Source organism: Shewanella abyssi (assembly GCF_023284025.1).
GTDB lineage: Bacteria > Pseudomonadota > Gammaproteobacteria > Enterobacterales > Shewanellaceae > Shewanella > Shewanella abyssi.
On the sequence record NZ_JAKIKR010000006.1, the window covers coordinates 41,775 to 56,689 of the forward strand.

Genomic DNA, 14,915 nt, shown 5'->3' on the forward strand with positions numbered 1-14,915 from the left:
ATCTGCAGTAAACTTTTAACATTATATAATATCAATATTAATATTTTTCATTATAAATATTTGTATCTCTATAAATGATTCACTCTATTATTTTATAAATATCCAATGTCAATCTGCAGTCGTTTAATCTATGTAAATACAGTCCATTAGTATAGAACACTTAATTAAATCCAAAATATTCATAATGTCTAATGTTTGCTTCACAATACTGTGAAGAACTCCACTGTCAAAAGGTCAATTTTTTGACAGCAGCATGTTGCGAATGGTATTCGTTTCGTGTAAAACATGTTGCTGAATCGTATGAAGGTTGTATTTTTATTGGTGTCAATAGTTCGTAAGTGTGTGTTTCTGGTTGCTATTTATGCGCGTACCAAGCTCGGCTGGTTAAATATCAACCTGTTCGTATGAGGGGGAGCTGACTTTACTTGGGGCATATCAATATCCAAATTTATCTAGTAGAAATTATTTTACGTTAACTGCCAATTACATTCCGTTTTCATACTGCACGAAAAAAATATACGAATAAATAACTCCAGTCATTAATACAGCTGTAAATAACTTGCTGAGTAGGCTGGAGTTAGATAACTATAAATGAGACTTAAATGAATAAAATAAAATTCCGTCTTCCTGATAGGCGGGCACTGATTTCGAGTGCGATTTTACTGTCGTGTATCGGCTCTCCCTTGAGCATTGCATATGCACAAACCGGTGCCACCTATATTACCGATACCGGCCCGACTTTGGATGAATATTTTGGCAATGGAAATACCATTAGCTTTGACATTAATCTTAGTGGTGAACTACCTGCTAGTGATGCCAAATTAACCATTTATGGCCATGATGTAGATGAGGAAGCAGGGGAGTTAGATGAAGTATTTTTCAATGGATACAGCTTAGGTTATTTAAGTGGAGAAGATGAAAAGTGGAGCACGACCATTTTTGATCTTCCTCTTGAGTACATACAGGCAAACAACAACAGTGTTACCGTTGAACCAGACGTCATGGGTACTGGCTGGGTGGTAAAGGTTGACTGGGGACAGTTGTTGATCGATGGTGGCTCACGGGAACATGCAGAAACAACTCGGGTAACGATTGCAGACTACAGCGTTTTTAATTCAACGGTTAACATCGATACCACATCGAGTGTATCTGTAAAAAGCGATGGTGATTTCAGGCTAGAAGTGAGCTTGGTAGCGCCTGATCAAACGGCAACAAGTGTTGATAGCCACAATTTTTCTGCCAGTGCAGGTGAGCAGAAACTATTGGGTGTCACCTCAAATTATAATCTGTCATTGGCCAGTGGCACCTATACCATCAAAGCGAGCATATTTTACATTGATAACGGCGTGCCGATTCAACAGGATATTGATGAAACAAGCTTTGAACATGTTATAAACTTGGGGCCACAACAGAGCAATACAGCTCCTATTGCCAATGATGATACCGCAACGGTTGATGAAGATAGCAGCGTGACTATTGATGTATTGTCAAATGACTCTGATGCAGAAGATGGCAAGCCGACGATCACCAGTGCTAGCGCCACAAATGGCAGTGTGAACATAGTCAATGACAAACTTTTTTATCAGCCAAACAGCCAGTTTAGTGGTGTCGATACCATCAGTTACACAGTGAGTGACTCCGAGAATGAAACAGATACAGCGATAGTCACAGTCACGATCAATCAAATTAATGATGCACCAACGATTACCGGCAGCCCAAGTACTCAGATCAATCAAGGCCAGGCGTATAGTTTCAGCTCTGCAGCTGCTGATATCGATGGCGACAGCTTGTATTTCAGCGCGACAGGACTGCCGCAGTGGGCAAGTTTCAATGCGCAAACGGGTCAGTTAACTGGCACGCCAAGCAACGGTGATATCGGCAACTCTGCTGCCATTGTCATTACGGTACGCGATCGCCAAACCGGTGGCCTCAGTGCCAGCTTAGCGCCGTTCAATATCGAAGTTTTCAATATAAACGATGCGCCAACCATCACAGGTAACCCAAGTACCAGTGTCAATCAAGGCCAAGCCTATAGCTTCAGCCCAACGGCTGCTGATATCGATGGCGACAGCTTGTATTTCAGCGTCACAGGACTGCCTCAGTGGGCCAGTTTTAATGGGCAAACAGGCCTGATCACTGGCACGCCAAGTAACGATGATATCGGCAACTCTGCTGCCATTGTCATTACGGTACGCGACCGCCAAACCGGTGGTCTCACTGCAAGCTTAGCGCCGTTCAATATTGAAGTTATCAATATTAATGATGCTCCGACCATCACAGGTAACCCAAGTACCAGTGTCAATCAAGATCAGGCCTATAGCTTTAGCCCAACAGCTGCTGATATCGATGGTGATAGCTTGTATTTCAGCGTCACAGGACTTCCGCAGTGGGCAAGCTTCAATGGGCAAACGGGTCAGTTAACTGGCACGCCAAGCAACGGTGATATCGGCAACTCTGCTGCCATTGTCATTACGGTACGCGATCGCCAAACCGGTGGCCTCAGTGCCAGCTTAGCGCCGTTCAATATCGAAGTTTTCAATATAAACGATGCGCCAACCATCACAGGTAACCCAAGTACCAGTGTCAATCAAGGCCAAGCCTATAGCTTCAGCCCAACGGCTGCTGATATCGATGGCGACAACCTGTATTTCAGCATCACAGGACTGCCTCAGTGGGCAAGTTTTAATGGGCAAACAGGCCTGATCACTGGCACGCCAAGTAACGATGATATCGGCAACTCTGCTGCCATTGTCATTACGGTACGCGACCGCCAAACCGGTGGTCTCACTGCAAGCTTAGCGCCGTTCAATATTGAAGTTATCAATATTAATGATGCACCGACCATCACAGGTAACCCAAGTACCAGTGTCAATCAAGACCAAGCCTATAGCTTCAGCCCAACAGCTGCTGATATCGATGGTGATAACTTGTATTTCAGCGTGACAGGTTTACCGCTGTGGGCCAGTTTTAATGTGCAAACAGGCCTGATCACTGGCACCCCAAGTAACGATGATATCGGCCACTCTGCTGCCATTGTCATTACGGTACGCGATCGCCAAAGCGGTGGTCTCAGTGCGAGCTTAGCGCCGTTCAATATTGAAGTTGTCAATGTTAACGATGCGCCAACGATTACCGGCAACCCAAGTACCAGTGTCAATCAAGACCAAGCCTATAGCTTCAGCCCAACAGCTGCTGATATCGATGGTGATAACTTGTATTTCAGCGTCACAGGACTGCCGCTGTGGACCAGTTTTAATGTGCAAACAGGCCTGATCACTGGCACCCCAAGTAACGATGATATCGGCCACTCTGCTGCCATTGTCATTACGGTACGCGATCGCCAAACTGCGGGTCTCAGTGCGAGCTTAGCGCCGTTCAATATTGAAGTTATCAATATTAATGATGCACCGACCATCACAGGTAACCCAAGTACCAGTGTCAATCAAGATCAGGTCTATAGCTTCAGCCCAACAGCTGCTGATATCGATGGTGATAACTTGTATTTCAGCGTCACAGGACTGCCGCAGTGGGCAAGCTTCAATGCGCAAACGGGTCAGTTAACTGGCACCCCAAGTAACGATGATACCGGCAACTCTGCTGCCATTGTCATTACGGTACGCGATCGCCAAACTGGTGGTCTCAGTGCGAGCTTAGCGCCGTTCAATATTGAAGTTGTCAATGTTAACGATGCGCCAGAAGCTGCCAATGACACCGCAATCGTAGATGAAGATAACAGCGTTACTATCGCTGTGTTAAGTAACGATACAGATAAAGATGATGACAAGCTTACCTTAGTCTCTGCAAGTGCAAATAATGGTGAGGCGAGAATTACCGCAGATAAACTACTTTATAAGCCTGACGCTGATTACTATGGAATAGACACCATAATTTATAGCATCAAGGATGGTAAAGGAGGGCAAGCCAGCGCTACTGTCACCGTTACTGTAAATAGTGTTAACGATGCACCTGTTACAAAGCCTAGCAGTGCAGAAGTGATGGAAGATGAAAGTGTCACTATCGATGTCGTCCATAATATTAAGGATATTGACGGCGGCATCATTACGCTAGTTCACGCTGCGGCCGAAAACGGTACCGTGTCGATTGTCGATGGCAAACTGGTCTTTACGCCGAATGCAAATTTCCATGGTGTAGATACGATCACCTATACCATCACAGATGGTCAAGGCGCTGAAGTTTCCGAAATAGTGACTGTCACAGTGAAGCCTAAAAATGATGCTCCAGAGATTGAGGGAACGCCAATCACAGAAATTGTGGAAGGTGAAGCGTATCAATTTGCGCCAGTGGCGAGTGATTTAGATATAGACGATGAGTTGAAATTCTCTGTAGAGGGGGCGCCGAACTGGTTAAGTCTCGATACTAAAACGGGTCTGCTAACGGGTATTGCTGAGTTTAGTGATGTGGGCTTACACGGACCGATTAACCTATCTGTCACAGACGGCATTGAAACCGCTGCGTTAGATGCCTTTAACATTCAGGTGATTGCTAAAGATAGCGATGGAGATGGTCTACCTGATGGTAATGAACTCTTGTGTCAATTGGACCCATTTGATCCAACAGATGCAAATGCAGATAGCGATGGTGATGGCATAACCAACAGTGAAGAGTGTCTCAATGGCGGTGATCCATTCCTTGATGATGTCGCGCCTGAATTACAGCTCCCACAGGATGTCAGTATCGATGCAAACGCACTATTTACTAAGGTTGAATTGGGTACTGCTGAGGCTTTCGATTATCTCGAAGGTGTTAAAGTCAGCTGCTGCGAGCCACAGCCAACATCACTGATTGATGGTCTACCATTTTTCCAACCTGGTATTACAAAGGTGATTTGGGAAGCAACTGATGCAGCCGGTAATACCAGCCAGGCAGAGCAAACGGTTAATGTGCATCCATTGATCACCTTCGCAAAAGATCAAACAGTTACAGAGGATAACCAGATACAAGTTCAAGTTCATCTTAACGGTCCATCACCTGTGTACCCGCTAGAAATCGGCTACCTAGTATCAGGTACCGCGACTGACACCGATCACGACCTCGAGTCTGGGATACTGGTTATCGAAGAGGGGATCGAGGCGAGTATCACTTTCAATATCTTTGATGATGATATTGATGGCGAGGGCAGTGAAACCATCGAATTGACCTTAGATGGCGATTTTAACATGGGTAACAAGCAAAGCCATCTGATCACAATCGTTGAGGGTAACCTTGCACCTAAGGTTGAATTAACCGTTAACCAAAATGGTATTCAACGGACACAGTTAGCAAGTGACGACGGTTTAGTCACCATAGATGCTCAAGTGAGTGACCTAAATATCACCGATAGCCATCTGTTAGAGTGGCAGATAAGTGATGACAGTATTATTAATCTGTCCTCCGATCCTGATGTGTTTAGCTTTGATCCTGCAGGGCTAACCCCGGGTGTCTTTACCATAGCTGTTTCTGTTAGTGATGATGGCGAGCCTGTGTTAACGACACAGGCTGAACACAGGCTGTTACTAAGGTCTAGTCTGCCGACTTTAGGTTTAGGTGACAGTGATAACGATGGGATCTCTGACCGAGAAGAAGGCTATGGAGATATGGATTTCGACGGCATTCCCGATTACCTAGATGTCATTGCAGAGTCTAACGTGCTCCCTGAAAGAGCGGCTAACCAGCAAGGTTATCTGGTTGAGTGCGACCCTGGTGTGAGTTGTCGATTAGGAAACTACGCCTTACTCGGTGAGCATGGTGGCGTGCAGATCACTGCAGATGATATTGCCATTGAAGGTGATGATCTTATCGCCGATAGCTATAGCAATGTGGGTGGGGTTTTCAACTTTGAGATCCACGACCTACCTATTGCCGGTCAATCTGTACAGGTAGTTATGCCACAGCGCGTACAGATCCCAGCAAATGGGGTTTACCGTAAGTTTATCGACGGTCAGTGGACTCATTTCACCGAAGATGCTAACAACTCCTTGAGTTCTGCCCTAGGAGAGCCTGGATACTGTCCACCCCCTGGTGAGAGCAGCTATCGTGCAGGCCTAAACGAGGGTGATTGGTGTGTACAGGTAAATATTGAAGATGGTGGGCCTAATGATGCCGATGGCATAGTGAATGCGAGGATTGTCGATCCCGGTGGCGTCGCTATCTCTCACAGCGTTGCACCTGTGAATTCAGATAAAGATGCTAGTAATTCAGGCGGCAGTCTAAATTGGCTATATCTGTTACTGACAGCGAGTGTCGTTGCCTGCCGACGTAAAAGGGTAAAAAACCGTAAAGCATTGGCACTTACTGGGGTCGCTCTGGCCTCAGCAATGCAACCTATAGCGGCTCAAGCTGCGGAAGAAGCACCAACTGATTTGACAGCCCAAGGCTGGTTTGTTTCGGGTGACTTAGGCATGGTGACATCAACAGGAAGTGAAGATCGTATCAATGCAGGTATTGCGGGGTTCGATGCTCAGCTTACCGATCTCAACGAGCAGCGATTTGGTTGGAAACTTGGCGCGGGTTATCGCTTTAATGACTACTTTTCATTGGCTTTGGAGTTCATTGAACTGGGCGAGGTGGATGTGAGTTTTGCTGGTGAAGTTGCCGATCCGTTAGCGTTTTATGAGCAAATAGAGAAACTTCATCCCGTTTCAGCTAGAGGCCCAGGTTTATCTATGCTATTGCACTATCCCATAATGCAAGATATCGACCTACAGGGACGCCTAGGCGCTTTACGCTGGGAGGATCAATATGATACTCACGAACCCATCGATGGGTTCGTCGGTAGTGATACTGACAAAGGAACCGATCTCTATTACGGCCTTGGTGTCAGTTGGCGTGTAGCGCCTAAATGGGAAGCCAATCTAGAGTGGCAACGATTTAATCTGCAAGATACCACAAACATGTTTAGCTTAGGGATCAGGTATTACTTTGGTGATGCTAAGTCTACAATTAGCAGTTACTCAGCCCCTGCAACTGCGAACACTCCAGCAGTGAAAGAGCCAGCGGTAGTTGCGCCAGCAGTGGTAAACGTAGCGGTAATAAAAGCTGCACCAAGCCCGCTACCTGCAATCGCTCAGCCGCAAATGATGGTGGTCAAGTTTGCTCGCGATAGCAGTGTCCCGCAAGGTGATGAACTGGTGCAACTGGATGATTTTATCAGCCAGTGGGCTAACAAGAGTGTGGAGTTCATCATCGCTGGGCATACATCTTTGCGCGGTGCACAAGCCTATAACCAGACGCTTTCTGAGCGTCGTGCCAACTTTATTGCGAAACACCTGTTAAAAACACACGGGCTGAAGGTTAAAGTCATACGTGCCTATGGTGAGACCAGGCTTAAAGTCACAGGAAGTGATGAAGCCGCCAATGCACAAAATCGTAGAGTAGAGGTCAGCATACAAGCCAAGTCATCTCTCTAGGTTTGTTCAAGCCCTAGATTAGGGTTAGATAAGTGCTAAGGCAGTAGCCAAAACGCCGCGATTAATCGCGGCGTTTTCATTTTTAGCCCTCAACCACAATGGACCCGACGGCCTCCTTTTAGATATTGCGCTCTGCGGCTACGCGACAGCAAGAGCACAGCATGCAGCCCCTGTATCTAAGGCTAGAGGCTGGTTTACACAAACGAGTAGCTGCTTTGACTCAGTTTCAATATAGTGGATTCAATTAGCGCTAGCTGCTTTTCGAACTCTGTTTCATCGCATGTGCCGCCAATACTTAATCGAATATGATTATGGTGTTGGTGGATTAGTAGGTGGTAAGGTTGGTAATTGTTTTGCTGGTAAGTTAGATAGCATGTCTAATGCCGAGGGGAATTGCTTCTCAAGTTTCTAGCACCACAAGAAGCGTTATGGTTGGTAATACTGCTGCAACAGGCTTAGCAAATAAAGCCGCAGATCTAGGGATTTCCGTAGCGGATAAGAAAGTGAAAGAAAACTTATAAAAAGGCTAAATGTGAATGGAATTTTTTAGGTTATATAAAGTTCAATTAATATCTTACTTTTTCTTATCATTAATATGCGGAGGAGTTATATCAATTGAAAATGGTTTAATTCGTGGGTTAGGTTTTACTGTAGTCTGCCTAGTGTTTTTGACCTCTGTATCATACTTTTCTTACCGGAAAAGTATTTCTAAAAATGGGAAAAGAGACATTAAGTAATGTCGCAAAAATTACTGACTAAGATTTGAATTCAAAGCTCCGCAAGGGGCTTTATTTTTGGCTGCTTTGAAGCCAAACCGCGTTCTAAATTCAAGTACACACGAGAGTAAAAAGGAGCTGTTGCTGCTTTTTTTATAACTAAACTTTATCCGTAAAAACATTTACTGACCGAAAACAAACGCTTGCTCACTCTCAAGCCAGGTCGGGTATTTCTTCATTATCGTTATAAACTCATCACTCTGAAGATGATCCGCTAACCATAGTTGCACATTTTTATAAGCGGATTGCTCGAACCAGACTTTGTCGACATGGGCAAACTGCCTGATGAAAGGATAGATGGCATAATCAGCTATAGAGGGTGTTATTCCCAAAAGCTGAGGGTGTTTGGTTAATAGGCTTTCAAGTTGGGCGATAAACACTTCGCCTTGTTCACGGTAATACTGCTGACTGTATTCGGGATTGCGGTCGGCATATTTATATTTATCTAGCCAGTCTTTAAAGACCTGATCATTATAATCAATCAGTGCTTTAGCTGATTCTTGTTTGTTGCTAGCCGCTGTTAATAGCAGGTCGTTGGGATCGTTTTGTGCCAGTGCCCAACACATGATCTCGAAACTCTCTTCAATCACTTCACCATTGGGTAAAATCAATACAGGCACAGTGCCTTTCGGTGAGGCTAACAGCATCGCCTCTGGCTTATTTTTCAGCACGATTTCTCGCAAGCTAACCGTTTTGTTTGCGAGAACTAGGCCAAGCCTAGCGCGCATCGCGTAGGGGCAACGCCTAAATGAATACAATGTGGGTAGGGTCATAATATTATTGTTTGAATAAAAACTATGCTGCTATTTTTAACTGACTCAAGCTAAATAACAATCATTATTCAGTTTTATGATAATGCTGGGTTAGGGCAACGAATTAAGCTAATACTATTAACCTTACTTTTTGTACCTGTTTGTTGCGGCGTGATTCAGGTAGACTTCGTGCTCTATTTTGTGCGGTGGCTCACATTTCGCCTCTGCGGTTCTAAATGCACTGAAGATGAAGCTTCAGCGAGCAGTATTAAGAGGTTTGTATGTCAAAGGTTGTCGTTTGTGCCATGTATAAGTTTGTCTCTCTGCCTGAGTTTGAAAATATTCAAAAGCCATTACTCACTGTGATGGAAGAGTCTGGCATTAAAGGCACATTGCTGCTGGCTGGTGAAGGGATCAATGGCACGGTTGCGGGCTCTCAAGCTGCAATTGATGCATTGCTCGCATGGTTAGCCACTCAGCCAGGGCTTGATCACATCGTACATAAATTGTCTTTTGACGACGACATGCCTTTTTACCGCACCAAGGTAAAGCTTAAAAAAGAGATCGTGACCATGGGGATCGAAGGTATTGATCCTAATAAAGTGGTCGGTACTTATGTTAAGCCTAAAGATTGGAACGCCTTAATCTCTGATCCTGAAGTGCTTTTAGTTGATACGCGTAATGACTATGAAGTGCAAATTGGTACCTTTAAAAATGCGCTCGACCCACAGACCACCACTTTTAGAGAGTTCCCAGAGTACGTTAAGCAAAACCTTGATCCCGCTAAGCATAAGAAAGTGGCCATGTTTTGCACTGGCGGAATTCGCTGCGAAAAATCGACAGCATATTTAAAAGAGCAGGGCTTTGACGATGTTTACCATCTAGAAGGTGGTATTTTGAAATACCTTGAAGAGGTGAGGCAGGAAGAAAGTTTGTGGCAAGGTGAGTGTTTTGTGTTTGATAACCGCGTCGCGGTTAACCATGATCTTGAAAAGGGTCAATACGATCAATGTAACGCTTGCCGTATGCCCATCACTGCGGCAGAGCAAGCATCACCGCAGTTTGAGCAAGGTGTTAGCTGCCCGCATTGTATCGATAGTGTCACCGATAAACAACGCGCACGTTTTCTAGAACGTGAGCGTCAGGTGCAACTGTCAAAACAGCGTGGTGAAGCGCACATCGGTAGTGATGTGAGTGATGTTATTAAGTCGCGTCGAATTAAGAAAGAGCAGCTTAAAAAAGCTCAAAATGAAAAAAATCTTTAACTAGCACTCGAGTGAAACCAAAGGCAGCCTAGGCTGCCTTTATATACCCATCCTACCTGAAGATGCAGGATTCAGTGGGAATTTAATGGGCTTTAATCAAGGTCAGTTATTGCTCCTGCATAACTGACATTCACACCATCCTTGGTGCTTGCATTGATTGCCACTAATGGTCGTTCCCTTAGTAAAATCAATAACACAGAGTAAAGCCCATTAAAACCCATCAACGAAGGCGTTGTGCAAGCCCACTTCGTTGTTGCACTAACTTAAAAGGGAATAACCATTTCTACGCTAATGCGCCTAGAATTGAACTCGCACAACGCCTCTGAAACGAGCATCTTTAAGTAGGATGGGTATAGTTGTTGTTACTCACTGTTATTAGATGGTTCGGTTTTTCTTTTTGTGAGTTCAGCAGACTTTTCATCAGTTTTCATTACACCATTGAGCAGTTCCATCGGCAATGGGAATAAAATCGTCGAATTCTTCTCACTGGCTATTTCAGTTAAGGTTTGTAAATATCTCAGTAAGATAGCATTGGGTTCAGTGGCAAGTGTGGTCGCGGCTTCGACGAGTTTACTCGATGCCTCCATCTCACCCGAAGCATGGATAACTTTAGCACGACGCGTCCTTTCAGCTTCTGCTTGGCGAGCAATCGCTCTTATCATGGTCTCGTTAAGGTCGACATGCTTTATCTCGACATTAGAGACTTTTATGCCCCAATCATCGGTTCGACCGTCAAGGATCACTTGAATATCTGCATTTAACATTTCACGGTTGGCTAGCATCTCATCGAGTTCATGTTGGCCCAATACTGAACGTAACGTGGTCTGTGCAAGTTGGGATGTTGCTTGTAAGAAGTCTTCAACATTGATAATTGCTTTTTGGGGATCAATCACTCGAAAATACAATACAGCGTTGACCCTCACCGAGACGTTATCTCTGCTGATCACATCTTGGCTCGGCACATCCATGACAACGGTTCTTAAATCGACTCTTACCATCTGTTGAATGAAGGGAATGACAATGACCAGACCGGGTCCTTTTACCTGCTGAAAGCGTCCTAACAGAAAAATAACTCCTCTCTCGTACTCTCTCAAGATCCTGAAAACACTGATAAGTAACGAGATGAAAATAAATAGCATTACCGCACCGAATATAGTGCCGTTATTGACTATGGGTTCCATTAGAGGCCTCCTTGGGTTCAACTATCGATACCAGTAACGACAGGCCGTTAATTTCTATGATGGTAACAGTCTGACCTTTGGTGAGTTTTTGCGGACTGATTGCATTCCAACGTTCGCCATTTAAAAAGACAAAACCTTGCCCATCAAAGTCGTCAATGACAGTCGCATCGGCGCCAATAATAGCTTCTTGGCCGCTTACCACAGCGTTGTTTCTCATACGCAAAATATAGCCTAGTGCGAACACGAAAAATAATATGCTGACGAAAGCAATACTGGCGATGAGTACGGGTGATACTTGAAACTGAGGTTGTGGGGTGTCGAAGAGAAAGATTGACCCGACCACAAATGCAGCCACTCCTCCGACGCCAAATATACCAAAGCTGGGTAGCATCGATTCGGTTATGAGTAATACGATCCCTAATATCAGCAGTGCTAGCCCGGCATAGCTCAATGGCAACATTTGGAATGCATAGAGGGCAATAATGAGCGAAATCGCTCCTGTTATGCCCGCTATCCCAATACCAGGACTATAAAATTCCAGTAGCAGACCGTAGATGCCAATGATCATTAAAATGTAAGCAATGTTGGGATTAGTGATGGTGGCGATAAACTGATTTTGCCAACTGGGTTGTTTATTCACTAATACGGCGTCTTTTAGATCCAAGGTGATTTTTACGTCGCCTAACTCTATAACCTTGCCATCTAAGCTCTCGATGAGTTGCTGCGGAGATGCTGCGATTAGATCTATGACATTAAGTGCCAAAGCTTCTTTCGCTGTTAATGTGGCAGCCTCTGTGACCGCAAGCTCAGCCCATTCTTCGTTTCTCCCTCGAAGTTGCGCTAGTGAGCGTATATAGGCGATAGCATCGTTAAGGACTTTCTTCTCCATTGCCGAGGGGGCGAGATTCTCTGGTTGCGCATCTTCCCCTTTTTTCAAAGGACTGATTTTGTCGGGGGAGGGGCCCATTTGCACCGGTGTTGCCGCGCCAAGGGTTGTCGCTTTCGCCATCGCTGCAACATGGCATGCATACAAAATATAAGTGCCAGCGCTAGCGGCTCTGGCTCCTTTAGGGTAGACCAAACAGGCAACGGGAATATCGGAGGCCAAAATAGTTTGATTGATATCACGAAGGCTGGAGACTAATCCGCCAGGCGTATCAATGGTGATAATAATGATGGGTGAGTTGTTTTGCTGATTAGCAGTGTTAATTTCAGTCATTAGCTGCTTGCTCACCGCAGGTCCTATTGGACCTTTGATGCTAACAACAGGAATTTCAGTGACTAGGTTTTTTTTGTCCGCACTTTGCAGCCCCATACATAGTAAAGAGATTAAGGCTACGCATAGGGCTAATCTCCAGCCATACATAATAAAACCTTTGTCATTCGTTTAGTCGATTTTCTGCTTCAGCTTAGGGTATATATCCTCATTCTACTGGATCTTGCATCTGCAGCTAGAACGAGGATATAGAGTTAAGTCTAGTCTATTTTCGCTGAAGCGATGGGCTTGTCCCTATTTCGATTTTTGTAAATAACGCTTTTTGCATCTTATTAACTGTGCTATTTTTCACGGCTTTTTTATGGTTAACGGGATCGGCTCATGTTTGTAGGTTTTGACTATGGTAGTGCCAATTGTGCAATAGGTATTATGCAGGGTGAAGAGGTGCGCATAGTCCCGCTGAGTGGTGATGACAAATATCTGACTTCAACGCTTTATGCAGTGGACAGAGAGTTGATTGCTGAAGAGGTGTTAAAGCAACTACCTAGCGATCAAAAAGCGCAATATACCCGTCTGCGTTCGGCGCAATTAAGCCGAGCTGCATTTACACGGCGTGAACTTGATCTATTACCCCACGAACAGGCGGTATTTGTCGGTGATGCGGCGGTTGATGCTTATCTGGAAATGCCAGATGAAGGCTTTTATGTCCGCTCTCCAAAATCATTTTTGGGTGCAACAGGCTTAAGAGAAAACCAAATTGCTCTTTTTGAGGATATCGTCACCTTGATGATGATGCACATTAAAGGCGCCGCAGAAAAAAACATGGCTGCAACCGGCAGCATAATCACTCATGCGGTAATTGGCCGACCAGTGAACTTCCAAGGCACTGGTGGCGAACAGAGTAACCAGCAAGCGGAAGCTATTTTATCACTCGCTGCAAAGCGCGCTGGATTTGTTGACGTCGACTTTTTGTTTGAACCTCTGGCAGCGGGTATGGATTATGAAGCTTCTTTAGAGGAAGATATGACCGTGCTTGTGGTTGATGTTGGCGGTGGTACAACTGACTGCTCGATGGTAAAGATGGGACCGAGTCATATTGATAACCGTGACCGAAGCGTCGACTTCTTAGGTCATAGTGGCCAACGCGTGGGTGGTAATGATCTTGATATTGCACTGTCCATGGCAGCATTTATGCCTCATCTTGGTTTGGGAAGCTTAATGATGAATAAGCTGCCAGTACCAAGCAAACCCTTCTGGAATGCGGTGGCTGTGAATGATATTAGTGCCCAGCGTGATTTCGCGACACTCAATTCAAAAAGGCTTATCGAAGACTTGGCTAAAGAAGCGCAGCAACCTGAGCTGATAAATCGTTTACTTAAAGTCCAACAACACCAGCTAGGCTATAAATTGGTCCGCAGTGCTGAGCAAAGCAAGATAGCCTTATCAAGCGAAGATAGCATAGATACTCAACTAGAATATGTTGATGCTGGCTTACATGCCAAGGTCACTGAAGCTGATTTTGAAAAAGCGATAACCATACCATTAAGCAAAGTTGAATCATTAATGCGTGAGGCATTAACCACTTCAGGCGTTAAGCCCGATAGAATTTACGTCACTGGTGGCACAGCCCGAAGTCCAGCCATTTACAAGCGTATTTCAGGCTTATTCCCAGACATTCCAATTGTCGTTGGTGATCACTTCGGTAGTGTGACTGCGGGATTAACACGTTGGGCGCAAAGAGTATTTGCTTAACCATGTGTTAGCGTTATTCTGTTTCAATATAGGTATAAAGGAAAGTAATGAACAAATTAGTATTAGTGAAAACCGCTGTGATTGGCGTTGTTGCAGCTGCCATTGCAGCCGTAACGTTAACGGGCTGCGGTGATGATGTCGGCAAAGTCAGCCTAGGCTTATTTACCACAAAAGATGTGATTATTGATGCACGCAAAGATCCTAAACTGGCGGGTGTTACCTGTCATATTAGCCGTATTGAGGCCAATCTTAGTCTAGCTGATCCCTCTGATATGAGTATTTCATGTCGGCAGACGGGCGTGATTACGGCGGCCGATATTGCCAGTATCGATAAAAGTAAAAATGGTGAGGTGGTATTTAAAGCATCACTTAGCATTCTGTTTAAGTCGCTAAAAGTACGTCGTATTTATGATAGCGAAAATCAAACACTGCTTTATCTGTCCTACTCGACAAAAGAGACCAATGGCAGCCATAAACATGCACTCTCTACAGTGCCGTTATATGGCACTGAAGCTTGGATTGAGCCAGCAGTGGCAACTCATTAGAGCCGGTAAACTCATAACGCGA

The 14,915-nt window shown here is 44.9% G+C and carries 7 protein-coding genes; 4 read left to right on the forward strand and 3 right to left on the reverse strand.

What is annotated here, in order from left to right; translation table 11 throughout:
- The first annotated feature begins 602 nt into the window (after nucleotides 1-602).
- On the forward strand, nucleotides 603-7,406 hold the full coding sequence (locus tag L2755_RS04350) for an Ig-like domain-containing protein (protein WP_248979521.1): 6,804 nt from the start codon (nucleotides 603-605) through the stop codon (nucleotides 7,404-7,406).
- Between the two features lie 898 nt (nucleotides 7,407-8,304).
- On the opposite strand, the gene L2755_RS04355 is transcribed toward L2755_RS04350, so the two are convergent.
- Complete coding sequence (locus L2755_RS04355) at nucleotides 8,305-8,955, reverse strand: glutathione S-transferase (RefSeq protein WP_248979522.1); 651 nt, start codon at nucleotides 8,953-8,955, stop codon at nucleotides 8,305-8,307.
- Between the two features lie 260 nt (nucleotides 8,956-9,215).
- Here L2755_RS04355 and trhO point away from each other — a divergent pair, with 260 nt between their 5' ends.
- Nucleotides 9,216-10,199, forward strand: coding sequence for an oxygen-dependent tRNA uridine(34) hydroxylase TrhO (gene trhO, locus L2755_RS04360; RefSeq protein ID WP_248979523.1), 984 nt, complete (start codon nucleotides 9,216-9,218; stop codon nucleotides 10,197-10,199).
- A 362-nt stretch (nucleotides 10,200-10,561) separates the two neighbouring features.
- On the opposite strand, the gene L2755_RS04365 is transcribed toward trhO, so the two are convergent.
- Both L2755_RS04365 and L2755_RS04370 read right to left on the reverse strand, forming a co-directional pair.
- Nucleotides 10,562-11,380, reverse strand: coding sequence for a slipin family protein (locus tag L2755_RS04365; RefSeq protein WP_248979524.1), 819 nt, complete (start codon nucleotides 11,378-11,380; stop codon nucleotides 10,562-10,564).
- A complete protein-coding gene (locus tag L2755_RS04370) occupies nucleotides 11,361-12,746 on the reverse strand; it encodes an NfeD family protein (protein ID WP_428847774.1) in 1,386 nt (461 codons plus the stop codon). Before L2755_RS04370 ends, L2755_RS04365 begins: the two co-directional genes overlap by 20 nt.
- 231 nt (nucleotides 12,747-12,977) lie before the next feature.
- Here L2755_RS04370 and yegD point away from each other — a divergent pair, with 231 nt between their 5' ends.
- Complete coding sequence (gene yegD, locus L2755_RS04375; protein WP_248979525.1) at nucleotides 12,978-14,348, forward strand: molecular chaperone; 1,371 nt, start codon at nucleotides 12,978-12,980, stop codon at nucleotides 14,346-14,348.
- Between the two features lie 47 nt (nucleotides 14,349-14,395).
- On the forward strand, nucleotides 14,396-14,893 hold the full coding sequence (locus L2755_RS04380) for a CreA family protein (RefSeq protein ID WP_248979526.1): 498 nt from the start codon (nucleotides 14,396-14,398) through the stop codon (nucleotides 14,891-14,893).
- Nucleotides 14,894-14,915 lie beyond the last annotated feature (22 nt).

Bases quoted from the DNA above. Each gene is read 5' to 3' on its own strand.
- L2755_RS04350 (WP_248979521.1), top strand. From the start codon at position 603: ATGAATAAAATAAAATTCCGTCTTCCTGATAGGCGGGCACTGATTTCG.
- L2755_RS04355 (WP_248979522.1), bottom strand. From the start codon at position 8,955: ATGACCCTACCCACATTGTATTCATTTAGGCGTTGCCCCTACGCGATG.
- trhO (WP_248979523.1), top strand. From the start codon at position 9,216: ATGTCAAAGGTTGTCGTTTGTGCCATGTATAAGTTTGTCTCTCTGCCT.
- L2755_RS04365 (WP_248979524.1), bottom strand. From the start codon at position 11,380: ATGGAACCCATAGTCAATAACGGCACTATATTCGGTGCGGTAATGCTA.
- L2755_RS04370 (WP_428847774.1), bottom strand. From the start codon at position 12,746: ATGTATGGCTGGAGATTAGCCCTATGCGTAGCCTTAATCTCTTTACTA.
- yegD (WP_248979525.1), top strand. From the start codon at position 12,978: ATGTTTGTAGGTTTTGACTATGGTAGTGCCAATTGTGCAATAGGTATT.
- L2755_RS04380 (WP_248979526.1), top strand. From the start codon at position 14,396: ATGAACAAATTAGTATTAGTGAAAACCGCTGTGATTGGCGTTGTTGCA.